At 41.9% G+C, this 24,228-nt stretch carries 14 protein-coding genes and 2 pseudogenes; 7 read left to right on the top strand and 9 right to left on the bottom strand.

Translation table 11 applies throughout. The features are described from left to right. Positions 1-660 precede the first annotated feature (660 nt). The 4 genes from ACFE90_RS06250 to ACFE90_RS06235 form a co-directional block, all read right to left on the bottom strand. On the bottom strand, positions 661-2,280 hold the full coding sequence (locus ACFE90_RS06250) for a cyclic peptide export ABC transporter (RefSeq protein ID WP_375498739.1): 1,620 nt from the start codon (positions 2,278-2,280) through the stop codon (positions 661-663). 70 nt (positions 2,281-2,350) lie between these two features. Next, positions 2,351-2,521, bottom strand: a complete 171-nt coding sequence (locus ACFE90_RS06245; protein ID WP_375498737.1) for a hypothetical protein — start codon at positions 2,519-2,521, stop codon at positions 2,351-2,353. 5 nt (positions 2,522-2,526) lie between these two features. Beyond that, positions 2,527-3,843 carry a Gfo/Idh/MocA family protein gene (locus ACFE90_RS06240; protein ID WP_375498735.1) on the bottom strand — a complete coding sequence of 439 codons (1,317 nt, stop codon included), beginning with the start codon at positions 3,841-3,843 and terminating at the stop codon, positions 2,527-2,529. Between the two features lie 312 nt (positions 3,844-4,155). Continuing rightward, on the bottom strand, positions 4,156-4,839 hold the full coding sequence (locus ACFE90_RS06235) for a DUF4142 domain-containing protein (protein WP_375498733.1): 684 nt from the start codon (positions 4,837-4,839) through the stop codon (positions 4,156-4,158). Positions 4,840-5,861: 1,022 nt separating this feature from the next. Between ACFE90_RS06235 and ACFE90_RS06230 the strand changes: the two genes are divergently transcribed. Then, on the top strand, positions 5,862-6,428 hold the full coding sequence (locus ACFE90_RS06230) for a hypothetical protein (protein WP_375498731.1): 567 nt from the start codon (positions 5,862-5,864) through the stop codon (positions 6,426-6,428). 66 nt (positions 6,429-6,494) lie between these two features. Here ACFE90_RS06230 and ACFE90_RS06225 read toward each other — a convergent pair whose 3' ends face one another. Together ACFE90_RS06225 and ACFE90_RS06220 are read right to left on the bottom strand one after the other, a co-directional pair. Continuing rightward, the gene (locus tag ACFE90_RS06225) at positions 6,495-6,656 is read right to left on the bottom strand and encodes a CopG family transcriptional regulator (protein WP_375498729.1); all 162 of its coding nucleotides are present in this window, start codon (positions 6,654-6,656) and stop codon (positions 6,495-6,497) included. 47 nt (positions 6,657-6,703) lie between these two features. Next, positions 6,704-7,201 carry a DUF1772 domain-containing protein gene (locus ACFE90_RS06220; RefSeq protein ID WP_375498727.1) on the bottom strand — a complete coding sequence of 166 codons (498 nt, stop codon included), beginning with the start codon at positions 7,199-7,201 and terminating at the stop codon, positions 6,704-6,706. 363 nt (positions 7,202-7,564) lie between these two features. Here ACFE90_RS06220 and ACFE90_RS06215 point away from each other — a divergent pair, with 363 nt between their 5' ends. Further along, positions 7,565-8,581 (top strand): alpha/beta hydrolase, encoded by a 1,017-nt coding sequence (locus tag ACFE90_RS06215; RefSeq protein ID WP_375498725.1) that lies wholly within the window; start codon positions 7,565-7,567, stop codon positions 8,579-8,581. A gap of 157 nt (positions 8,582-8,738) precedes the next feature. Here ACFE90_RS06215 and ACFE90_RS06210 read toward each other — a convergent pair whose 3' ends face one another. Then, the gene (locus ACFE90_RS06210) at positions 8,739-9,761 is read right to left on the bottom strand and encodes a tRNA-dihydrouridine synthase family protein (RefSeq protein ID WP_375498723.1); all 1,023 of its coding nucleotides are present in this window, start codon (positions 9,759-9,761) and stop codon (positions 8,739-8,741) included. Positions 9,762-9,765: 4 nt separating this feature from the next. Between ACFE90_RS06210 and ACFE90_RS06205 the strand changes: the two genes are divergently transcribed. Further along, positions 9,766-9,981 (top strand): hypothetical protein, encoded by a 216-nt coding sequence (locus tag ACFE90_RS06205; RefSeq protein WP_375498721.1) that lies wholly within the window; start codon positions 9,766-9,768, stop codon positions 9,979-9,981. Between the two features lie 177 nt (positions 9,982-10,158). Beyond that, complete coding sequence (locus ACFE90_RS06200) at positions 10,159-10,824, top strand: hypothetical protein (RefSeq protein WP_375498719.1); 666 nt, start codon at positions 10,159-10,161, stop codon at positions 10,822-10,824. A 412-nt stretch (positions 10,825-11,236) separates the two neighbouring features. Here ACFE90_RS06200 and ACFE90_RS06195 read toward each other — a convergent pair. Together ACFE90_RS06195 and ACFE90_RS06190 are read right to left on the bottom strand one after the other, a co-directional pair. After that, positions 11,237-11,824, bottom strand: a pseudogene (locus ACFE90_RS06195) (ABC transporter permease); the annotation flags it as partial. Between the two features lie 90 nt (positions 11,825-11,914). Continuing rightward, complete coding sequence (locus ACFE90_RS06190; protein WP_375498717.1) at positions 11,915-12,130, bottom strand: hypothetical protein; 216 nt, start codon at positions 12,128-12,130, stop codon at positions 11,915-11,917. Positions 12,131-12,191: 61 nt separating this feature from the next. Between ACFE90_RS06190 and ACFE90_RS06185 the strand changes: the two are divergent. The 3 genes and pseudogenes from ACFE90_RS06185 (at position 12,192) to ACFE90_RS06175 (ending at position 23,917) form a co-directional block, all read left to right on the top strand. Continuing rightward, positions 12,192-12,551, top strand: a pseudogene (locus ACFE90_RS06185) (DUF1702 family protein). Between the two features lie 298 nt (positions 12,552-12,849). After that, positions 12,850-18,309 (top strand): AAA family ATPase, encoded by a 5,460-nt coding sequence (locus ACFE90_RS06180; RefSeq protein ID WP_375498715.1) that lies wholly within the window; start codon positions 12,850-12,852, stop codon positions 18,307-18,309. Between the two features lie 733 nt (positions 18,310-19,042). After that, entirely contained in the window at positions 19,043-23,917 is a 4,875-nt protein-coding gene (locus ACFE90_RS06175) for an amino acid adenylation domain-containing protein (RefSeq protein ID WP_375498713.1), read from the top strand. Positions 23,918-24,228 lie beyond the last annotated feature (311 nt).

Below are 24,228 nucleotides of genomic sequence, written 5' to 3'. Positions count from 1 at the left end.
AGTAGGAAATAAGGAATTAGGCTTTTCGATCTGTACCGGGCTTTTTCAGAAATCAATTATTAGTCCTATATTGTCATAGAAAATTGGTTTAAGTTTTGAGTTTGGCTGTAGCTACCATCAATCCCCACACAAGACCAAAGCGAATTTTAGTCGCACGACAAACCACAAAATTTTCATCATTAAGCAAGCAGTGAAACTCTTTTTGGGTATAACAACAGGTGGATGAAACTCTAGATCCGTTGGCTGGGGATGACCAAAAAAGGTTATTGCTGCATAAATTGCATAGTGATAAAAGCAGACAGAAAATATGCATAAAATTACAAGATAATCAATGATAATCAAATGAAAACTTCTTAAGAAGTTAGATACAAACATGGCTATTAGACCTATATTTTAAATAAATGTGTGAATATAAATAAATTCAGTTCAGTGAATTTTTCGTGTATCAATCGCTATCAATATTTTATAAAATACGAATCATACTTGCATGAATTAAAGCAATTAATTGAAATTAAATATGAGGATTTTATCGTATTAGTAGAATAAGTGCATTTAGAAAAACAGCATAAATTGAAAAAATCAAAGTTTGTTTAATTGCTTCTGGAGAAAAACCTAAAGCAGAAATTACATCGAATAAGGGAGTGTGTCTTTGCTAGTACATTAAGTTTTGTCGTATTCTATTTTTCCATAGTCAAGTTTGATAATTCGATCTGCTAAATGAAAATAGCGATCGTCGTGGCTAATCACCAGCACTGTTTTACCCCGCGATCGCAGTTCTGGGAGAAGTTGAGTATAAAATATTTCCTTGAATACTGGATCTTGATCGGCTGCCCACTCATCAAATAGATAAATTGGTCGATCTTCCAAGTATGCTGTGAGTAAAGCTAGTCGTTTACGTTGTCCTTGAGAAAGAGCAGTGGTAGAAAGTTGACCATTTTCAACTTTTACCTTATGGTCTAGTTGCAATTGTTGTAAATATTTTGTAGCTTGAGCATCCAAATAAGAATTTTGTAATCCGAGAAGTTCTTCAAATAAATAAAAGTCGGAAAATACAACAGAAAAATGCTGACGATACCATTCTCGATTTGTTTCGCTAATTAGGTTATCAGCAAACCAAATTTCGCCACTTTCAGGGATGTAAAGTCCAGTAATTAGTTTTGCTAATGTAGATTTACCGCTACCATTACCGCCGACAATGAAAACTAATTCTTGAGGATATAGTGTCAAGTTGATGGGGCCAAAAATAAAGCTATTATCTTCTTTAACTGTACCGTAAGTGTGGGTAACATGTTTAAAATTTAAGCTGTCCCAATCAGATTTAAGTGCAAGTGGAACAGTGGATATTTCAGTTCGACTAGCTAGAGATAAGCCCAATGACTCGATTTTTTGTAAGGCAATACTGGCTTGACTTAATAGGGGAAGTTTGCTGATGATGTTATCCATTGGTAACACCAAGTAAGTAAAGGTCAAAATGTAGCCAGAGAGAGTTTCGGCATTGATAGTGAGCAGATTAGGCAGCACGAACATTACAAAACCGAGGGCAAAAAAGAATACGAGTTGCCCCCAACTAGAAGTTGTGGCAAAAAGGGTTAAACCTTTAACATTGTGATGACGAAAGTTGTTAGCAGTTGATTGCAGTTTTTCTTCTAAAAAGTCTTCACGCCGCCTATAGTTTAGTTTGAGTTCCTTAACTCCTTCAGTAATAGTGCGAAAATGTTTAAACAGTTGATCTTCATCTTCACGAGCTAGAGCCAGCAATTTTCCTCCTCTGTTGAGTAGCCATTGACAACTAGCGATCGCTACTATTGAAATACCACAAACTAGCACCAGTACTAACCAAGAAAGCCAGGTTATATATGCTATGCACCCCAGGACGATGGCTAAATTAATAAAGATGAAAGGCATCTGATAAACAGCATTAGCAACCGCCTGAATATCTTCTGTGAGAGTTGCCAATAATCGAGGATTCCCTAACCGTTCTAGATGAGTCAACTCAGAAGTGAGAATTTGCCGACTCAAACGCATCCGTAATTGCAAAACTGCATTTTGGGAAAGGTGAATCAGCATCACTTGAGAAATGATACTGGTAATTAATACAACTATCGCCAGTCCCGCAAAACCCCAAATTATAGATGTGAGACGAGAAGCACCACTGCTACTTGCAGCATGGCTAATTAAGGCAATCAAGCCAGCACTACTACCGCCACTCAAAAATCCAGTAGCGATCGCGATCGCTACCATTCCCCATGAAGAACGCAAAAGAAAGTAAATCAAATTCATGATAGATGCCTATGCCCCAGGTCTAAATGATAAGTCTTTGACCGGACATGATATTATACAGCAGCGATCGTTATGACGACCAAAATTGATCAACTTTTAGCTGACTGGAAATTAGCCAAGCTCCCGCCGTGTCCTCTATCCAACCGCCAATGTTGGAGACAAATGAGACAATCGAGCGATCGCACAACAAAGATTTACAAAGCGGACTCCAAGCAGAGGTTGTCATAGCTGCGGTATGCACGTATTTTACTTCAGTATTCGAGGAACAGGGCCACGAGTCGTATCCAATCCCGACACACGAGGTAGAGCGATCGTTTTGCCTGTTTGTGCAGCTTCGTAAATCAACGCGATCAGTTTTTGGTCTTGCAAACCTTCTTCACCAGGCGTATGGGGTTGTTTATTCTGAATCACACAATCTGCCATGTGATCAATTTCTAAAGCGAACTGGTTCTTCTCACCTATCCGGACTTCGCTAATGTTTTCTGCCATGCTGTTTGTTGGTGATTTGCGTGAAACCATCATCCGCAAACCGTTGTAGGAGAACGCCGGATCGAGTTGTCCCCAAGCATCAGAGCCGAAGACGCGAAACCGACGCCCTTCGTGAAAACCGTAGCTAGTGGAGCAAATCCCTAGTATCCCACTGGGAAACCGCAGCTGGAAGGTGACACTTTCTTCTACTTCTTTGAAGCGCGGATCGCCAGGAGTGCTGAAGATTTGGGCGCTAATTGCGATCGGTTCCTCTCCCGTCAAATAGCGAGTTGCATTCAAGCAATAAATTCCGACATCTGGTAAAGATCCACCTCCAGCTAAGGCGCGTTTCAATCGCCACTGGTTTAAGTCACCTCCCTGGTTTTGTCCGTTATCTGCCTGAATCACCTTCACAGTTCCTAATTCTTTGCTGCGAATCATCTGAATCATGGCGCGATGGTGCGGCTCATATTGGCAGCGATAAGCAATCATCAGCTTGCGATTCGCTTGTTTGCACGCATCAATCATCTGCTGACAATCTTCTACTGTGGTTGCCATCGGCTTCTCACATAGAATGTGCTTTCCTGCTTTAGCACCACGTACCGTATATTCCCGGTGCATACTGTTGGGCAGTACAATATAAATCACATCAACGTCGGGATTGTTGCGGAGATTGTCATAATTCTGATAGTTGTAAACATTTTGTGGTTTGATGCCATACTGCTGTGCAACTTGATTGGCTTTGGTAGCATCACTACTAACTAATGCAGTTGGCTTTGCTAGTTTACATTCTGCAAACGCAGGCATGATTTCTTCCAATGCCAGTCTGCCCAGTCCAACGATCGCAAATCCCAAGCGTCGCTCTGGAGGCAGTGCAGTCGGAGGCCCACCCGTATCGACCTCAGTCTTTTCCGAGATGGGCGGAAACTGAATCTGAGGTGGCAGAGAGCCTCCGCGTGGGGTGGCTTGCTCAGTCGGTTGCTGGGCAGCAACTTGTTCACCCATACTACCAAGTGCGGCGGCTGAAATGGCTCCTAATCCAGCTGTAGTCAGAATTTGACGACGAGAAAATTCTCCTTTAGACAAATCAGGCATCGTGGTTCCTTAATGATAAAATTTTGGACTTATAGCATTTCACAAAATTAATGATATAAATTACTCTCTCTGCCTCCACTGAAATGGTAGTTAGGATTTATGCAAAATTAATTACACGCGCTCTGAGGCAATACCCTGCCTTAAGCCGCTTTGCATCCACGTTAAAATAAATAAGGGTTTTGGCTATTGTTTGCGTAAGTCCTGGTAGTTAAGCAAAATTGATTACACATCATGTTAGGCAATAAGCAAGGAGCCAATAGTCAACAGCTATTGCCTATTGCCCTTGTGTAAATAATTTTGCCAGATTACTTATTACGGGGTACTAGTTGGAGTTGGCGTGCTAGTTGAACTTCCAGGATTGGCAAGGGAGCGAACCTGTTTTAAGTGTTCTTGGAGGGTTGGTAGCACTTGAGCCGCAAATGCTTTCACGTCTGGATCTTGTCCCTGTTGGGCTTCAGTTTGAAATGCGGAAACATCTTTTTCATGATCTTGAAGCATGTGATTTATATATTGGCGATCAAACTTAGTATCAGAAAGTTTAGATAAGCGTTGCTCGACTTGCTTATTTTTGCTATCTAGAGTAGTTGGTAGCGTCACACCTTTTTGAGTCGCCAACTGTTTGAGTTGATCGTTTACCTGAGTATGATCTTGAACCATACGCTGTCCATACTGTTTTACTGCATCGCTAGCTCCACGTTGTGATGCCACTTTTCCTAACTGAACTTCTGCTAAACCACCTTGAGCGGCTTCAGTCATGAACTGTCTGTCTGAAGAACTGAGGGTATTTTGCCCTGGTGTAGCTGGTGATGCAGTTGGTGATGTAGTTGGTAATGTAGTTGATGATGTAGTTGGTGATGGACTCTCAGTCGTTTGCACAGACTGAGCCGGTGGAGCTTCTGATGTATTTTGACTTTGTTGATTAGTTGGTGTGCAACCAGTCGCTAAAGATAAAGCGATCGCAACTAAACCAGTAGAGAGTATTTTGAAGTTGGACATAATTAATCTTTTCCTTAGATCAAGCTGTATATTAGAATGCAGAACCGTAGTGATCGCTAATGCTGATGACGAGTTGAAATCACAAATTACAAACAAAGCTGATTAATCTGAGTCAGATGCCGTCGGGGTGAATTGTACAAACAGATTCAACATTTCCCGATTAAATGCAGAGATATCATCTAGTTGAAGCCTGTTATTACCTCCCTATAACATTAGGGTTTTGAGGATAAATATATCTTCCAATCGATAGACTCAGCAGTAATCAACACTGGGATTTCCATAATTGTCTCCTACAAGCAACAACAGGAATAAGCCGTATAGTATCACGGCAATCTGGCACAGAAACTCTAACTAAGGTGTGTTTTGAAACCTACTCCGCAAGATGCATTCATAATGCAAGCTCAAGCGGTAAGGCGCAACGAGCGCGTGCTGATTGTGCCAATAGAATCTCTTGTTCAACAATCAAACATAATTTGTTTACGAGGCTAACACTCTTAGGCAAGATAGTCTGAAAATATTACTGTATAAACTTTTGAGCTATTGTTTTCTGATAAATTCTCAAACAAACGGTGGTGGCTCTTGGACAGTACTACTGTCCAAGGGTAGAAAGGATTGCTCCCAAATAAAACTGAAAATGCCATGAGAAGAGTAAATCGCAAGGTATGCATGCATTTCAGGAAAAGAGATTGTGGCATGTGTAGTCAGAGAACAAATATCACTTGATACAATGATGCAAAACTATAGCTCAAGAGGGACTAATGATTGGTCGCTTTGTAAATTTTCTTTTTATCGATTCCTTTGCCCTAGCAATTAACCTGATGTTTGGTACATTGCTTCGCACTAAAATCTGTAACTATTCACTCTACTTTTAACATCTTTCCACTCACCTAATTTTTCCTCTCAATTAGGTTACATCAATTTCTTACAAAACTATAGGTTTCAACTTGGATGGGGTTTACTTATCAATATTGACATATCAAGGAATTCGCACTTTCTAAAACATTTTTGTATAATTATTAACTATGAAAACATTGAAATACCCAGTTAAACTTGCTTCTTCTTGCGTTGTTGCCTGTATTATCGCTTCTATGGCTGCGGTAATTGCTCAACCCAAACCTTCACAAACCAATTTGGTCATAAAATTAACACCGACTCAGTTAAAAGTTTTGCGTTCGCTAGGGTTAAAAGTAGCATTACCAAGTTACGTACCCTCAAATTTCAATGCCGACACAGTATTAGTCTCGGCTGGGCGCGAAAATGTTGACAGCTTGCGTTATTTAGTTGTTTACCAAAATTTAAGTGCAGATAAATGCTTTGCGATTGAGTCAACGTCTGGTGGTATTGGCGACTTGCCTTCTGGGTCGCGCAGTTACCCAATAAATTCTCCGATATTTGGAAAAAGCGTTTTGGAGCAAGGATTATACGGTAATGCCAAACAACCAACATTGCTATCGCAGTGGTTGGGGGAGCAAAATTGCCCCTTTTACAGATTTGTTGGTACGGGAGTAATACCAGAATTGTCCAATTGCAGTAACATTACTCCCCAAGAAGCAGTCAAAGTTTCACAGTCGATTCGATACTTGAATTAATTAACTACGGTTATTAAACCGCAGCTTTTTCATTTAACAGGAATTCACTCAGTATTTGATGAATTGCTAATCGGCATTTTGTGTTTTTTCAGTTGGCAGAGAGCGAATTAATTCCCGGATCACATCGGTTGCTGGTCTGCCATTCATTAAACAGTATTTTTCCAATTTGTCTGCTCCACTTGATGTCAAATTGATTGTAAGTCGTTTAACAGCCCATTGTTTATTCATAATATTAGACAAATTCAATTTAACAACTACCTCTCTATATCAATCACTTAATTTGTTACTACGCAGAGCGCGATAGTGAATGATGCCGCAGCCGCAAGCGCCGTCCCCGTCCGAATATGATTCCATATTGTCCAGTTGGCAAGGTAGCTAGACCATAAAGAGAGTTCGATGGGGCTACCCGGCTCGACTCTGGCCAGCGCCTCGTTGAGTGGCACATTGAAAACAATAGTCACGCCTAACGTGCCAACGAGATAAAGCAGGCTGCCGACGAGCAAGTAGACAGCACTAGGTTGATGCCACCTTAACAGTGAGAAGATAAATAGAAAAACGCAAGCCGCAGCCGTTCCGAATAGCACCGTCATAAACAACGGATTGATCGCCGCGATATTGATAGATTGCATGGCAGCAATGCCCTGTGTCGGCGCTATTCGCGCAAGAGCGTTCATTACAAAGGTCGAAAAAGCGAAGAAGACTCCAGCAATCAACCCACAGCCGAGTGCGGCTAAAAGTTTCAATCCGAAAAGTGAGTGGTCAAAATTTGTCAACAAATTTCTTTGGGAGTAAAGGTCTTGAATGAACAGGCAAGGGGAAGAGGGCAGGGGTCATTTCCCTCTGCCTCTTCGTTAAAGGTTTTGGAAAACTAGGGCAATATCCTCTAAGTGGAGCATTCAGTGTTGAGTTGGTGTAGGACAATAATTGGCTCGGCAGGAGTGATAGTCAATCCCAACAGTCAAATCTGCTAGACTGGCTGTGGAAAATTAGTTTGGATTGAATAACTCATCTAATTTTAAAAAAGTTTTTCACTTTTGACAGGCTAACTCAAAAATATATCCTCTGCTAGATCCCAAGTAACTACTTAATTAATAAAGTAAAATATATATATTATATGCAAAGATAATAAGTAATAAATGAAAGTTGGCATCCAAAATACAGCAGAAATCCTGGAGCAAGTTCACCAATTAGAGTCTACACTAGGTCTTAAAAACGAAGCCTGTCGTTCCAAATTTTTAATTCATCCTTACTTAACGTCAAAAGTTTTTTTGTTTTTGCATGGTTTTACAGCAGGCCCTTACCAGTTCGAGCCGCTCGGTAAAGCCTTCTTTAACAAGGGATATAACGTTCTAATTCCTTTACAACCTGGTCATGGACGATCAGGTAACTGGAATCGTCAAAATCCTCCACCACTACCAACAGATATTCAGATATATCAACAATTTCTACTCAAATGGTTGCAGATTGCAAAAACGCTAGGTCAACAAGTTGTAATTGGTGGATTGTCAACAGGTGGAACTTTAGCTGCTTGGTTAGCTTTAGAGCATCCCCAGGAGATTGACCACACTTTATTGTTCACGCCTTATTTAGCTAGTCGTTACTCACTATTAGATCAACTTATCAAAATTCTGCCAATTTACTTTGAATGGTTCAACAAAGATGCATCTGGTAATTTTGGTTATAAGGGTTTTTGTCTTAAGGCATTACGGATATTTCTTCAATTGGCAGAGGAGGTTTTAGAAAAGGCTGAAGGCTGTGTTTCTGCTCCTATTTTAATGGTATGTAGTGAAGGAGATCATGCTGTTAACCGCTCCAAACAACAGGATTTTTTCCGAAGGGTAGTTAACCAGCAACCGAAATCCTGGTATTACTGTTTCGATGATTCGCTTCACATAGAACACCGGATGATGACAAAACTGGAAGACAATGATTATGAGGAACTGGTAATCACCCTTGCTAAGGCTTTTGTTGAGAGTGATTTGACTTGGGTAGAGTTTGAGCAAATGGCAAAGCTGATAGCGCAGGGACGACAAGCCTATGACCAAATCATGCTCAAATTCAACCTCGATAGTCAAGTTTCTCAAGAGCTATCTGCAATGATGACTCAAGCTTTTGGCTGTGAGCATCTCAAGTGCATCAATCCATACGAATAATGCATAATGCCCTTTGATTACTAAGTACAAGATGCCCTGTTCCCTTTCCCATATTTAAAATCTAATGACCAGAACTGCTGGAAATAGAATTATCAACCAGTTGGGGAAAATCGGTAATTCAATAGTACGCGATCGCACTCAGATTTGTTGTCCACAGTTACACGCTCTTTAAGGGTGTTAGGGCTAAAGTTTTCGTCAAATCAGCAAGGAGAAAACGATCGCAGAGGTTAAACATTTCTACCTCGGTCTGCGTCTTTCGCATCAGCCGCAGGAAATCACCTTCAGTGTCAACACTTAGGGCAATGTAGTTGAGGAACATTTTCAGGTAGCCTAGGCGCGATCGCTCTGGCATAGTTGCTGAATAAGGGGTTTGCCATAAACGATCAATATAGTTGCGTACCTCTACTAAAGGAACGGGCGTGATCGTCTCGAAGCGCAAAGCCTGCCGAATTTGATTAAAAAGCCAAGGATTCCCGATCGCCCAGCGTCCCACCATCACACCCGCCGCGCCCGTTTGAGAAAGCACTTTCAGGGCAGTTGTCGCAGAGTAGATATTGCCATTGGCAAGCACTGGACAATCAACCCGTTTCACCGCTTCAGCGATCAAATCATATTTCACTGCTCCGTGGTACATATCTTTCACAGTGCGACCATGCAAACTCAGCAAATCAATGCTGTGGCGATTGATCATATCTAGAATTTCGTAAAAGTTATCTGTATTTTCAAAGCCTAAGCGCATCTTGACTGTCAAAGGTCGATCGTTCACAGCAGAACGCAGTTCTCCCAAAATCCGATCCACTTTTTCTGGTAATAGCAGCAATCCACCCCCAACATTTTTACGATAGATTCTAGGTGCTGGACAGCCCATGTTCAAGTCAACTCCAGCAATATTATACTTGCAGAGTTCCTTCGCTGTTCTTACTAAATCTGGAATGCTTTCGCCAATCATTTGAGCAAAAACAGGGCGACCCGTGTCATTTTCGGTGATTGCTGTCAGAATGCTACGATTGAGCCGTGAGGTATCATTCACCCGGAAATACTCGGTGAAAAAGTAGTCAGGGCTGCCGTAGTGGGCAATCACCTTCATAAACCAGAGGTTTGTTACATCCTGCATGGGTGCAAGAGCCGTGAAGGGTAGGTCTGGATGCAGCAATTGGGGGAGCGATACCTGGGACGACATAGAGATGAAGAGCGTTCGACAAAACTTCACTCTATCAAAAAATGCTTACTTGTTGGCAAATACAATAGATTTGTCGCCTAATAAAGTTTTTGAGTTTTTTGAGCTAGGCAGAGCAAGGGTTTCAGACACCAATTTTTTAAACTGGAAGACGTATAAGAAAGAAATTGCTGATGTGGTAGCATTTATGGTCAGTGATGAAGCACGATGGATAACTGGGTAAAATATCTGCGTTAACGGTGGAATTGCATGAGATGATATTTGAAAAACTGCTGAAAAATCAAATTTCAATTTTCCACCTCTTTGGTTTACACGCCAAAAAACTTACTCTCTGGCTTTTCGCAAATAAAGATTCTGTTCGTTGTAAAAGTTAATATTTTTTGATCCGGGAGGCTCCTAAATGGCACTGCAATCATATAGTCGGGTGTGTCTTATTCCACTAGTTTTTTCTTTAGTGAGCGTGGGTACAAGTACGGCAAAAGCGATCGCCCAAACTACGTTTCCATTCGACGTAGTATATGACACAAACGTTACTCTAACACCTATCCCATCAACCGACGTATCAAAAGCGTTTGTCTCAGGCTTTAATCCTGATGCTGACTATGGTCTGACTAACTTTTTAAGCATAGACAACTACAGCCGAGTTGACCCCGATACTGGAAATCTTGTGTTCGTTCAAGACCCAGCAAAATTTGGTTTGCAAGGCTTACCAATCGGCAGAGACGAGTTTTTTGGCAGTGGCGATGATAAATTATTTGGCAGCAGTAGCGCTACTGCTTCATTTGACTTTACCAACCGCCAATTAGTAGGTTCTGGTACTATAACGATCACTGGTGGTGCAGGCAAGTTTAGCGGTGCTACAGGCATATTTAACTTTAATGAAACTGAGTCACTCAATCAAGATCCAACTGCTCCTTTGAGAGGTCAAGCTTTTTTGAGTGGTTCCTTCCAGACACCGCAGAAAGTTCCAGAACCAACAACTAAGGCAATACTATTCGGTATATGTGTAATTGGGATTGGTTTGATGTCACGCAGACTTACTTTTAAGCTACTGGGTAAATTATGACCAAAAAATAATTTGGGGCGTTGCTGAATGATGGGATGATTTCGCCATATTCTGATCGAATTATTAATAGTTTCAGCCGCTAATTCATCCCGCATTTATGCAACGGCTAATTTGGATGCAGAGCAACTAAATTTATTTATAGGGTTCTAAATTTTGAATGAGTGAATGCCTGACTTTTGACTTCTCCCAACGCGAATTTATGTTGAGCGGAGTCGAAGCACAGCGTCTCCAAGAGTTGGGGCTGACCGCGTAACTTTCGGGAATCATATCATGTCCGGCTGATTAGTTATAATTTCCGCATCTGTGCAAAAACCTGAAAACCCTTTCTCTCCCTACTCCCAGCAAAAACTGTCCCCTTGCAGTCTTAATGATAAGTCTTTAACCGGACACGATATCACTCCTAATTAGACCCCTAATTTTCTTGCTGATTTTCTGGCGAGTAAGGGACACCCAACCCCTGCGGCGGTATAGATTTACCAGCTAATCCTAGTAATGCAAATAGAGCGATCGCGTATGGTAACATGACTAAAAATTGATAAGGAATATTTACGCCTAATGCTTGAATTCGTAACTGTAAAGCTTCCGTAGCACCAAATAAAAAACAAGCCAAAGTACTACTTAAAGGATGCCACCTACCAAAAATTAAGGCAGCAATCGCATCAAACCCATAACCAGATGACACCTGTTCAAATAAACGGTACTTCAACCCCATCACCTCAGATGCACCCGCCAACCCGGCTAAACCACCTGCTAACCCCATAACTAACATGATGGTGTTTTTGACCGAAATCCGCGCATAATAGGCTGCTGTGGGGTTAAAACCAACGGCGGCAATTTGGTATCCTAGAGGCGATCGCACTAATAATACCCACAAGAGGACGGCTGTCATTAACGCAAGTATTATACCTGCATGGGCTAAACTTTGGGGTAAAATAACGGGTAACTGTGCTCCTTTAGCAATTAATGGCGAATAAGGACTAGGTGCGCCTTGTGCTTTTAAAGCTAATGTGGTTTCAAAAGCAAAATCACTACCAGAGTTAGATAACGTCCGCAGGCGTGTAAGCATTAATCTTCCTGCTTCTATAGCCATCTACTCTGGATTTAATGGGGATAAACCAGCAGCGATTGCATCTGCATTCACATACTTAAAGCAGTCTAAAAATTTCGGCAATAAACTCATGGAAACGGTAGTTTTTCCTGAACCATTCGCAGCACCGATGATATAAAGGCTTGGCATTTTATCCTCTGCGTGTCCCCTACCCATCAATAAGCCAATTTCTTCTATCGTCGCCGTATGTGCATCCAAAATAGCAACAAACTCTCCTCTGTAGATTATGGCAATGCGATCGCTATTTTAAACTTTACGCGTGTGGGCGATCGCAAATGGCTATGACTTTCAATCTGGTATGCTTCACTGGCAAGACTTTCTCTATGGTCAACCAAGACCCGAATACTTCTTTGGCTACACTAGTTGCATTTTTGACCAAAAATTAGGTCGTAGTATTTGGTTGATAGACGCTGGTGATGTCACCCATATCTAACAAACGATCGCTACTTTCTCGAAGAGCAGACAGCCGGATCTGTGGTCTGGTATTGGCTATGTATGCACTTCTATTGGTGGTGTACAACGTGAAACTCTAGAAGCTTTAGGAACTGCCGCTGAAGCTTATCTGCCAGCATTAGCATTCATGGTTTCTCAAGTCTCTCTTTTGGGTGTATTTGTCTGATTTTATTCTTGTTTGACTTTTTATTTCAGTAATTACCGATTGTGACACTTCACGGTGTACAATGTGGGCTAGAACTGCTGCACTTGGTTGTTGCTCTCATCCTAACTGTTTGCATACTTGTTGATATAACTGTCATTGACAACCTTCGTGCAAGCAGCATTGAATTCCGTTATTTCGTAGCATTCTTGCCTAATTGTGGCTAATTAATTATGTATACAAGTTACGGAATGTTTATTCTGCCAAATTTTTGGGAAATATTAAAATTATAAACTTCTTCTAAAGATTTTAACTTGACGCTATGACGACACTGGCAGCAATCCCCGATTCAAATCTATTGCCGTATATCCCTGGTTATGCCATTGTTGAGCAGCTCTATGCAGGTTCTCAGACAATAGTTTATCGAGCAGTGCAGGAGTCAAGTCAGCGTCCAGTGGTGATTAAACTATTATGGCAAGACTACCCCACCTTTAGCGAATTATTACAGTTTCGTAACCAGTATACAATTACCAAAAATCTTAACATTCCTGGCATAATCCCTCCATTAAGCCTAGAAGCATACGGTAACAGCTATGCCTTAGTGATGGAAGACTTTGGCGGCATTTCCCTACGGGATTATACCCAAAATTATTCCCTATCTTTACAGGAAATTTTAGAAATAGCCCGACAAATTGCCGATATTCTCCATGATGTCTGCCAGCATCGAGTCATCCACAAAGATATCAAACCTGCTAACATTCTGATTCATCCAGAATCGCACCAAGTCAAGCTGATTGACTTCAGCATTGCCTCTCTCCTCCCGCGCGAAAACCAGGAAATCCAAAATCCCAATGTTTTGGAAGGAACCCTTGCCTATCTTTCCCCAGAGCAAACCGGACGAATGAATCGTGGTATTGATTACCGCAGTGACTTCTATGCTTTAGGTGTGACATTGTACGAACTTTTGACCGGACAATTACCGTTTGAGTCCCATGACCCAATGGAGTTATTACACTGTCATTTAGCCAAGCTCCCACTTGCCCCACACAGCATTAATCTACAAATTCCGGCGGTCGTCTCAGAGATAGTATTGAAGTTGATGGCGAAAAATGCCGAAGATCGGTATCAGAGCGCCTTGGGTTTGAAGCATGACTTAGAATGCTGTCTCAATCAATGGAAAGCAACGGGTAGAATAGAAACTTTTGTCCTGGGACAACGGGATGTGTGCGATCGCTTCATTATCCCCGAAAAACTCTATGGGCGAGAAACAGAAGTTGCAACCTTGCTCAAAGCTTTTGAGCGCGTCGCTAATGGCAGTTCAGAAATGATGCTAGTAGCAGGATTTTCCGGGATCGGTAAAACTGCGGCGATCAATGAAGTCCATAAACCGATTGTGAGACAACGCGGTTACTTCATCAAAGGCAAATACGATCAGTTCCAGCGTAATATTCCGTTCAGTGCCTTTATGCAAGCCTTTCGTGATTTGATGGGACAACTGCTGAGTGAGAGTAATTTTCAATTGGCGGCGTGGAAAGCGAAAATTTTGGCGGCTGTGGGTGAAAACGGACAAGCGATCGTTGATGTGATTCCTGAACTAGAGCGAATTATCGGTCAACAGCCCCCAGTCCCAGAACTATCTGGTAGTGCTGTCCAAAATCGTTTCAATTTGCTATTTCAGAAATTTATCCAGGTTTTCACCACCCCTGAGCATCCTCTGGTGATGTTTCTAGATGACTTGCAATGGGCAGATTCGGCTTCTCTGAACTTACTGCAATTATTGATGAGTGAAGCCAGTTCTGGATATTTACTTATTCTGGGTGCCTATCGAGATAATGAAGTTTTTCCGACTCATCCGTTGATACTGACACTGGAGCAGATTCAGCAAGCCCAAGCTACCGTCAATACGATTACCCTGGAACCCTTGGTGGAAATAACGGTGAATCAATTGGTGGCAGACACGTTAAGTTGTCCCAATGAACTGGCTCAACCCCTAACACAATTGGTATATCAGAAAACCAAAGGGAATCCCTTTTTTACAATGCAGTTTCTCAAAGCACTGCACGAGGAGAGTTGGATTCAGTTCCAGCCAGAGCTGGGTTACTGGCAATGTGACCTGGCTTCGGTGCGGCAGTTGGCATTGACCGATGGAGTGGTAGAGTTCATGGCATTGCAGTTGCAGAAACTTCCAATGGAGACACAGGAGGTTTTGAAACTGGCGGCTTGTATTGGCAACCAATTTGATTTGAATACCTTGGCGATGGTCTCTGAAAAATCAGCTATTGATACGGCGACCAACCTATGGACGGCGTTACAAGAAGGGCTGATTCTCCCCATTAGTGAAACCTATAAGTTCTTCCAATCAAATAACTCAGACAACATCGATCGCGGTGGTGAGATTGTCGTTCCTTATAAATTCTTGCACGATCGCGTCCAACAAGCTGCCTATGGTCTGATTCCAGAAGATCAAAAACAGTCTACCCACTTCAAAATTGGGCAACAACTGTGGGCAAATACGCCTGAAGCAGAGCGAGAAGGGAAAATTTTTGAAATTGTCAATCAATTGAATTACGGTCTGAGATTGACGGCTCAAAACACTTCTCCCGGATCGTTGAATGCACAAAATGGTAACGAAATCTCCAGGTTGCAAGAATTGGATCGAGATCAACGCAATGAACTGGCTCAAATGAACCTGCAAGCAGGACAAAAAGCCAAGGCAGCAACTGCCTATGAAACGGCAAGTAAATACTTCACAGCAGGATTGGCAGCGCTCCCAGAAAACGGTTGGGAAGATCATTACGACCTGACCCTTGCCCTTCATACAGAAGCGGCTGAAATTGAGTACCTGACTGCCCATTTCGAGCAGGCAGAACAGCTTTCAGAAATTGTTCTTCAGCACGCCCAGGATTTGCTGCAAAAGGTCAAGATGTATGAAATCAGGATCTATTTCTACATTGCTCAAAATCAAATGCTGGCAGCGATCAACATCTGTCTACAAGTGCTGGAGTTTTTGGGTGAACCGCTCTTTAAAGAACCCCCACTGGAGTTAGCGATCGAGGATTTAATGAACCTGCCAGAGATGCTCGATCCGCACAAGTTGGCAGCCATGCGAATTGCGATCGCAATGGTCACTCCCAGCCTGAACGCTAAACCAGATATGTTACCACTGATTGCTTACACACTAGTGAACCTATCGATTCAATTTGGCAACTCGGCATTTTCGGCATTTGGCTACACCTTTTATGGTCTGGTTTTATGTGGTAGCCCAACCGGAATTGAAAGAGGCTATCGGTTTGGACAATTAGGATTAAAATTGCTGGAGCGCTTCAACGACAGGAAATTGTATGCAAAAGTGATTAACATTTTTGATGTGTTTGTGCGGCACTGGCAAGAACCCGCTCGCAAAACGATCGCTCCCCTACGTGAAGCTATTCAGGTTGGATTAGAAGTGGGTGATGTAGAGTATGCCTGCTACAATGCCACCTCCTACTGTAACTATCTTTTCTTCGTTGGTGAAACACTGGAGCAGGTGAATCAGCAACAGCAAAAATACATCGATCTATTGTTGAAATTCAAACAAGAGTATCAAATTTACTTCGGGCAGATTTGTGGTCAGCTCGTGTTGAATTTGATGGGAGCAGCAGAAGATTCCCTAATACTCGTTGGGGAAAGTTTCGACGAGCGGAAAATGCTGCCGATTTTAATTGAAACTCAAAACGGAACTCTTCTATTCCTGCTCCATCTGGCAAAGACCATTCTTTTGTTCATCTTTAAGGACTATCAGCAGGCACTCATCCATGCTAAAGAAGCCGAAAAATACCGGGGAAACATGGTTGGCTTCTTGCAGTTTGCGGAACATAATTTCTACTACTCCCTCGCTCTGCTGGCTACCTGTTCAAATGGCAATGAGGCAGAGCAACAATGGGCACTAGAAAAAGTTGCAGAAAACCAGAAATTGATGAGTCAGTGGGCGTTCCACGCTCCTGCCAATCATCAACACAAATACGATTTAGTTGAAGCAGAGCGGGCAAAAATTTTGGGTCATTTAGACGCAATGACCTACTATGAAAAAGCCATTCAGGGGGCAAAAGAAAACGGCTATATCCAAGAAGAAGCACTCAGCAATGATCTGGCTGCCAAATTCTACCTTGCTTGGGGCAAAGAGAAGATGGCCGCAGACTATATCCAAGAAGCCTATTACTGCTACGCCCATTGGGGTGCAAAGGCGAAAGTCGCCCATTTAGAACAAGAATATCCGCAACTACTAACAGCCATTCTCCAACCGACTAATCTTGCCATCACATCTGGGCTAACCATCGCCTCAACTTTAATGAGAAGTGTAACTAAAAGCTCTAATAACCAAAATTTATATTTAGATTTGCAAGCAGTGATGAAAGCTGCACAAGCCATCTCTCAAGAAATTGAATTAGAGAAACTGTTGGCAACCTTGATGCAGATTACAATCGCCAATGCCGGCGCACAAATCGGTCATTTAGTTCTTCGCCAAGAGGAACAATGGTTAGTTGTAGCTCAAGCCGATCAACAACTGGTAAAAACTTTAGAAATTCCCCTGGAGCAATACTCAGAAATTCCCCAAACTTTGATTTATGCAGTAGCAAGAACTCAAGAGACAGCTGTATTTGAAGACTTGAGTGATTCAGTGCAATTTGCCAACGATCGCTACATCATCACTCACCAGCCCAAATCTGTTTTATGTACTCCCATTAGTCGCCAAGGAAAACTCAGTGGTATTTTGTACTTAGAGAACAACTTAACTTTAGGCGCTTTTACCAGCGATCGCATCGAGATTCTCCAACTCCTAACTAGTCAAGCCGCTATCTCTGTGGAAAATGCCCGTCTGTATCAACAAACCGAAAACTATTCTTACACCCTAGAAGCAGAGGTAGAACACAAAACCCAAGCTCTCAACCAAAAAGCCCAAGATTTAGAGCAGACCTTGAAAAAATTGCAGCAAACTCAAGGACAATTAATTCATAGCGAAAAAATGTCATCCCTCGGCCAATTGGTAGCTGGTATTGCTCACGAAATTAACAATCCAGTTAATTTTATTAAGGGTAATCTCACCCATACAGAAAATTACATTCAAGATATGATGCGTTTGCTGATACTTTATCAGCAGGAATATCCCCAACCTAATCCAGCTATTCAAGCGATGAAGGAAGAAATTGAGCTTGATTTTCTGTTTGAAGATGCCAATCAAACCTTAAAATCTATGAAGGTTGGTAGCGAGCGCATCAGCAACATTGTCCAGAGTTTACGCAACTTTGCTCGCTTAGATGAAGCCGAAATCAAAGCTGTAGATTTACACAGTGGTATTGAAAGCACGCTGTTAATTTTGCAACATCGCTTACAAGCTTCTGAAAATCAACCCGAAGTGCGCGTCATTAAGGAGTATGGCGATCTACCTTTAGTTACTTGCTATCCTAGCCAGTTGAATCAAGTCTTCCTGAATATAATTAACAATGCCATTGATGCGATTCGAGATAATCTCCAAAGCAGCAAATACCCAGAAATTCGGATTCGTACTGGAGTGATAGATCGTGAATGGTTACGAATTGCGATCGCCAATACAGATAGTGTGATTCCTGTGAATCTGCAAGAGCGGATTTTTGAACCGTTTTTTACCACAAAGCCCGTTGGTCGTGGTCAAGGTTTGGGGTTATTTGTTAGCTACTCTATTATCCAACAACATCGTGGTACTTTAACTGTGCGTTCTCAGCCCACTGAGGGAACTGAATTTGAGATTGTTCTCCCTATCTATTGAACAATTAATTCTTACGAAATGCCTACTTTTTTCATTTCTCCAAACTCATACCAAGTAGAAACATTACACTTTTTTAGGAAAGGTGAATGTCACTTAAAGGACAATACGCTTGGGTTAAGGGTTTACTCTTTGTCAAAGTGAATTTTTTTAAAGTAGACGCAAAGCCGCTTGCCGGAGGCTACCGCATAGACGCAAAGCGGCTTCCCGCAGGGTAGGACGCATTCGCGCAGCGTCTTGTAAAGCCTGCGGCATAGCTTCTCTACGAGACGCTACGCGAACGCTTAGGGCGCAGCCTCTCGTAGAGAAGAGAAGGAAGAGAAGAAAGAGAAGAAAAAATGCTTAACTGAACTGTATTGACTTAAAGGATAAAGTGGCTGTTTTCTAAGCATAAAGTGGCAATGACTACCATTTTATGATTCAAGTCACAGAACCTATCACCAAACCCAGACTGAACAGTTTAGTTATAATATTAAGTAACTAAGCTTTGAATTGATAGCAATCTACTCAACATTTCTGATCGAAAACTAATAATGTTAAATATTATTTGAGTCAGGAAAACTTTGCCAATCTTACTATTTTAGATTTTTTAAAAATCTTGCTGCGCAGTCTTTTTTGGCAATAACAATTTACTTTTTCATAATGACAAATAACAGTCACTGTAAACTTTGAATTTTGACTAGCCACTTTAAGTATTTGCAAATAAAATAGTAGGATTCAAAAATACTGTTTCGTAATGAAAAATTCTACTGAAAGTTCTCAACAAGACCTCAGTCTACCCAAGATAGAAGTAGACCAACTGCTTCTGGAATGGCAAGAAAATCCAGCAGTTTACGTAAATGATATATGCATCCATCAGTTGTTTGAATATCAAGTAGAAAAAACACCTGAGCAAATTGCGGTCATTTTTGAAGACAAACAAGTTTCTTATCAAGAACTTAACCAGCAAGCTAATCAACTAGCGCACTATCTACAGACCCTGAATGTCAAACCTGAGGTTCTAGTTGGCATTTTCCTGGAGCGATCGCTGGAAATGATTGTTGGACTATTAGCTATCCTCAAAGCAGGCGGAGCTTATGTCCCCTTAGATCCAGCCTATCCTTCAGAGCGCCTAGCTTTAATGCTAAAGGACTCACAGTTATCGATACTACTGACAAAACAAAATTTACTTTCAAAGCTTCCAGAGTATCAGGCCCATATAGTTTGTCTAGATAGTGATAGGGAGGCAATTACTCAACAAAACCAGGAGAATCTGACCAGTATAGTTACAGATAAAAACCTGTCTTATGTCATTTACACCTCCGGTTCGACTGGTAAACCGAAAGGGGTAGCTATTGAACATCACAGCACAGTCGCTCTGTTGGATTGGGCAAGAGAAGTTTTTACAACAGAGGATCTAGCTGGAGTGCTGGCCGCAACATCTATTTGCTTCGATCTCTCAGTTTTTGAAATATTTGTTCCCCTCAGTTGGGGTGGTAAAGTGATTTTGGCAGAAAATGCCTTGTATTTACCTACCTTACTTGCCGCTCAAGAAGTCACTTTAATCAATACAGTGCCATCTGCGATCGCAGAGTTACTGAGAATTCAAGGTATACCCGCTTCTGTTCGCACCGTTAACTTAGCAGGTGAACCTCTGCAAAATCGTTTGGTGCAGCAGATATATGCGTTGGACAATATTCAAAAAGTCTTTAATCTATACGGCCCTACAGAAGATACGACCTATTCCACGTTTGCCTTGGTGAAGAAAGGTGACAGCATCGTGACCATTGGTCGTCCGATCGCCAACACATACTGTCTTTTGTTGGACGAACAAATGCAGATAGTACCCACAGGTGTTTCTGGAGAACTATACATTGGCGGCGAGGGACTAGCCAGAGGCTATCTCAACCGTCCAGAACTGACAGATCAACGATTCATCCCCAACCCATTCATTAGTGAGCCTGGTGGAGACACCAAGCAAATGGTTAAAAAACAACACCTCTACAAAACAGGTGACTTAGCTCGCTACTTACCAGACGGCAACATTGAGTATATTGGGCGCATTGACCAACAAGTAAAGATTCGCGGCTTCCGGATTGAGCTAGGAGAAATTGAAACTGCACTGTGGCAACATCCTGATGTGCAAGAAGTTGTAGTGATTGCTAAAGAATTTTCTCCTAGTGACCAACGCCTAATAGCTTACGTAGTTCTCAAGCCCGAATCATCAGACACGAATGTTGGTAATTTACGCCGTTTTCTTAAACAGAAATTGCCTGACTACATGATCCCTTCTCGCTTTGTGCAATTGAGTGCTTTACCCTTAACAGCTAATGGAAAAGTTGATCGTAAGGCGCTCCCAGCACCCGTTCAAACTTTGAATGCAAATGAGAAGTTTGTTGCTCCTCGCACTCCTATTGAGAAACGAGTAGCAGAAATTTGGTCTAATGTATTGGGTCTAAAAAACATTGGCGTTCATGACAATTTCTTAGCGTTGGGAGGACATTCCTTACTAGCCTTTCAGATCCTCTGCCGTATCCGCGATATCTTTCAAGTTGAATTACCAATGCGGCATTTCTTTGAAGCGCCCACCATCTCTGAAATAGCTGACAGCATTAGACAAGCACAACAGGAAGACATAGGATATTCTGTTGTGTCAATACAATCCATTGGGCGCGATGCCTGCGGCGGGCGTAGCCATCGCGATTTACCACTTTCCTTTGGGCAAGAAAGGTTGTGGTTTCTTGACCAGTTAGTACCCAACCATGCTTTTTACAATGTTCCGGAAGCCTTTCGCCTCAGAGGTATACTCAACGCCACAATATTAGAACAGAGTTTGAATGAAATTATCAACCGTCATGAAGTCCTGCGAACTACATATTCGAGCTTGAACGGACAACCCATACAGGTTATCCACTCAACTTTTCCCATCAAACTCTTAGTAGTGAACCTCCAAGGGCTGTCTCCAGATGGCCAGGAATCTCAAGTCCGCCAGCTCATCCTTGAAGAAGCCCAACGTCCTTTCGATTTAGTTCAAGGGCCATTGCTGCGAACAACATTGCTGCAATTGAGTTCAGAGGAACATATATTCCTCCTCAACCTGCACCATATTCTTTGTGATGATTGGTCTTTAAATCTTTTGTTCGAGGAACTGTCAGTCCTCTATCAAGCTTTCTCCACTGGCAACCCTTCGCCCCTTCCTGACTTAGCTATTCAGTATGCTGACTTTGCAGCTTGGCAACGCCAGTGGCTGCAAGGTGAAATTTTAGATAATAAGCTTGCTTATTGGCAGCAACATTTGAGCGGCAGTCTACCTATATTAGAATTGCCCACCGATTATCCACGACCATTGGAGCCAACATATCAGGGGGCGCGTCAATCGGTCGTTATCCCCAAATCTCTAACCGATGCCCTTCATGTTTTCTCGCGCCAAGAGGGTACTACCTTGTTTATGACCTTGTTGGCAGCATTCCAGACACTCCTATTTCGCTACACAGGGCAAGAAGACATTTTAGTAGGTGCTCCTATTAGCAACCGCCACCGTTCTGAATTAGAAGGACTAATTGGGTTTTTGCTCAATACTTTGGTATTGCGAACCAACTTGTCCGGCTCCCCAAGTTTCCGGCAGTTGTTAGGTCGAGTCCGGGAAGTAGCTTTATCGGGTTATACTCACCAAGACTTACCGTTTGAGAAGCTAGTTGATGCTCTACAGATCAAACGGGACTTCAACCAAAATCCACTGATTTCAGTGATGTTTAATCTTCAGAATACCCCAACGCCTAAGCTGACTGTTCCCGGATTGACAATGAACCGTCTGGAAATTGATAACGGGACATCCAAGTTCGATCTATACCTCGAACTGCGCGAGACAGCAGCAGGGATATTGGGCAACCTGGAATATAGTACTGACCTATTTAAAGCTGAGACGATCGCTCTGATGGTGGAACATTTTTCTACTTTAATACAGAGTATTGTCTCTAACCCAGACCAGACAATTTCCAACTTACCCCTGTTAACATTCCCTGGCGATCGGCAAATCTTAGGCAATGGACAAACTAAGCGGATATACAACGGCAATATAGATATTCGCAGTCTACCAGAGCCTGAAATGGATAGAAGCGATTTGAAAGCAGCATTTGTCGCACCTCGTACTCCAATTGAGGAACAAATGGCTGAAATTTGGAGCAGAGTTCTGGCGATCAAAGAAGTTGGGATTCACGATAATTTCTTTGACCTTGGCGGTAATTCCCTACTAGCATCTCAGTTGATTTTTTTTGTGAGAGAAACCTTTCAAGTAGATTTACCTCTAAAAAGCTTGTTTGAAAAATCCACTATAGAAGCGCTGGCTCAGGTAATAGAGACAGTGCGTCGAGATGGCGTTTCTGCTTTAACCAGTGCCATCGATCTAAAATCTGAGGTAGTACTCGATCCCGCCATCAATGCCCAAGGAAGGTCTGTTGCTCAGGTCAATGAACTGCGTCATGTTTTTCTCACAGGAGCTACAGGCTTTTTGGGGGCTTTTTTACTTGATGAACTGCTACATCAAACTCAAGCAAAAATATACTGCCTGGTGCGTTCCACAAACGAGCATGAAGGGTTAGAAAAGATTCAACAAAACCTAGAAAAATATTCCCTCCATCACCCAAATTTTAGCTCTCATGTGATTGCGATTCCGGGAGACTTAGAACAGCCATACTTGGGTCTTCCTAGCAACCAGTTTGAAAAACTGGCTCTGCAAATTGATGCTATTTATCACAGTGCTGCCCAAGTCAATTTTGCTAAACCATACTCTGTAATTAAAGAATCCAATGTTCTCGGAACTCAAGAAGTTCTCAGATTAGCTTGTATGGGCAAAATTAAACCAATGCATTACATTTCTACCATTGCTGTTTTTGGTGCAATTAGCCATTTTACAGGACAAAAAGTAGTTTACGAAGATGACAACATCGAGTCTTGTCAAGACTATGTTGCTCTGGATCTTGGCTATTCTCAAACCAAATGGGTAGCCGAAAATCTTGTATGGGTTGCCAAGTCTAGAAGAATACCTGTTAGCATTTTCAGAACAGGATTTCTCATGGGACATAGCAAAACAGGTGTTGCTCATACAAAAGATTCTTACGTGCCTAGAATTATTAAAGGATGCATACAGCTTGGTAGTTATCCTGAACTCATAGATCAAAAAGAAGAATTGATTCCTGTGGATTATGCAGCTAGAGCAATTGTCCATTTATCCAAAAAGCAAGAATCTCTAGGAAAGGCTTTCCATATAGTACCCCCACCAGACCAAAATATTGGACTCATCGAGCTTTTTGAGTTTATTTGTTCTTATGGTTATCAACTCAAGAAGTTACCATATACTCAGTGGAAAGATCAGCTAATTGCAAGTTTCAGGCACTCTCAGGAAAATGCTTTACATCCGCTTTTATCGATGATGTCTGAAAAAGTCTATCAAAATTCTTTGACAATCATGGAGTTGTATCAAAATACAGTTGATTATGACTATCAGAATACCCTCAATGGATTGGCAGATTCTGCAATTGTTTGTCCACCAATGGATGTTAAAATCCTAGATAAATACTTATCATATTTTGTTAGCAGTGGTTTCTTAAATTCACCACCTTTAAGACAGGAGTAAATGTTTACGCTATAATTTTCAGCTTAACATTCCTTCAGTAGATCGAAAACTTTTGTAAGTTGACGAAATCATCAGGGTTTCAGCCGAGTTTTGGGGCTGATAATCGCGATTGCTTACACTGTACTCTTAACCCACCTATAACGCCCGTTCCTTGAAAAGTAGATTGCGGCAGGATTCCAGCAGATTGTGTTCCCAAACTCAAATGAACGGCTGGTAAGGGTTCTGGAAAACTTTTCGATCTACTGACATTGTGGAACTAGGTTAGCGATCACCCTTCTCACTCAACCTACAAAATCAACCATAATCAGAAC

Origin of the sequence: uncultured Nostoc sp., from assembly GCF_964245445.1 — a bacterium.
Taxonomy (GTDB): Bacteria; Cyanobacteriota; Cyanobacteriia; order Cyanobacteriales; family Nostocaceae; genus Nostoc.
Note: the sequence above shows the minus strand (reverse complement) of the source record. Positions and strands in the feature narration are given on the sequence as shown.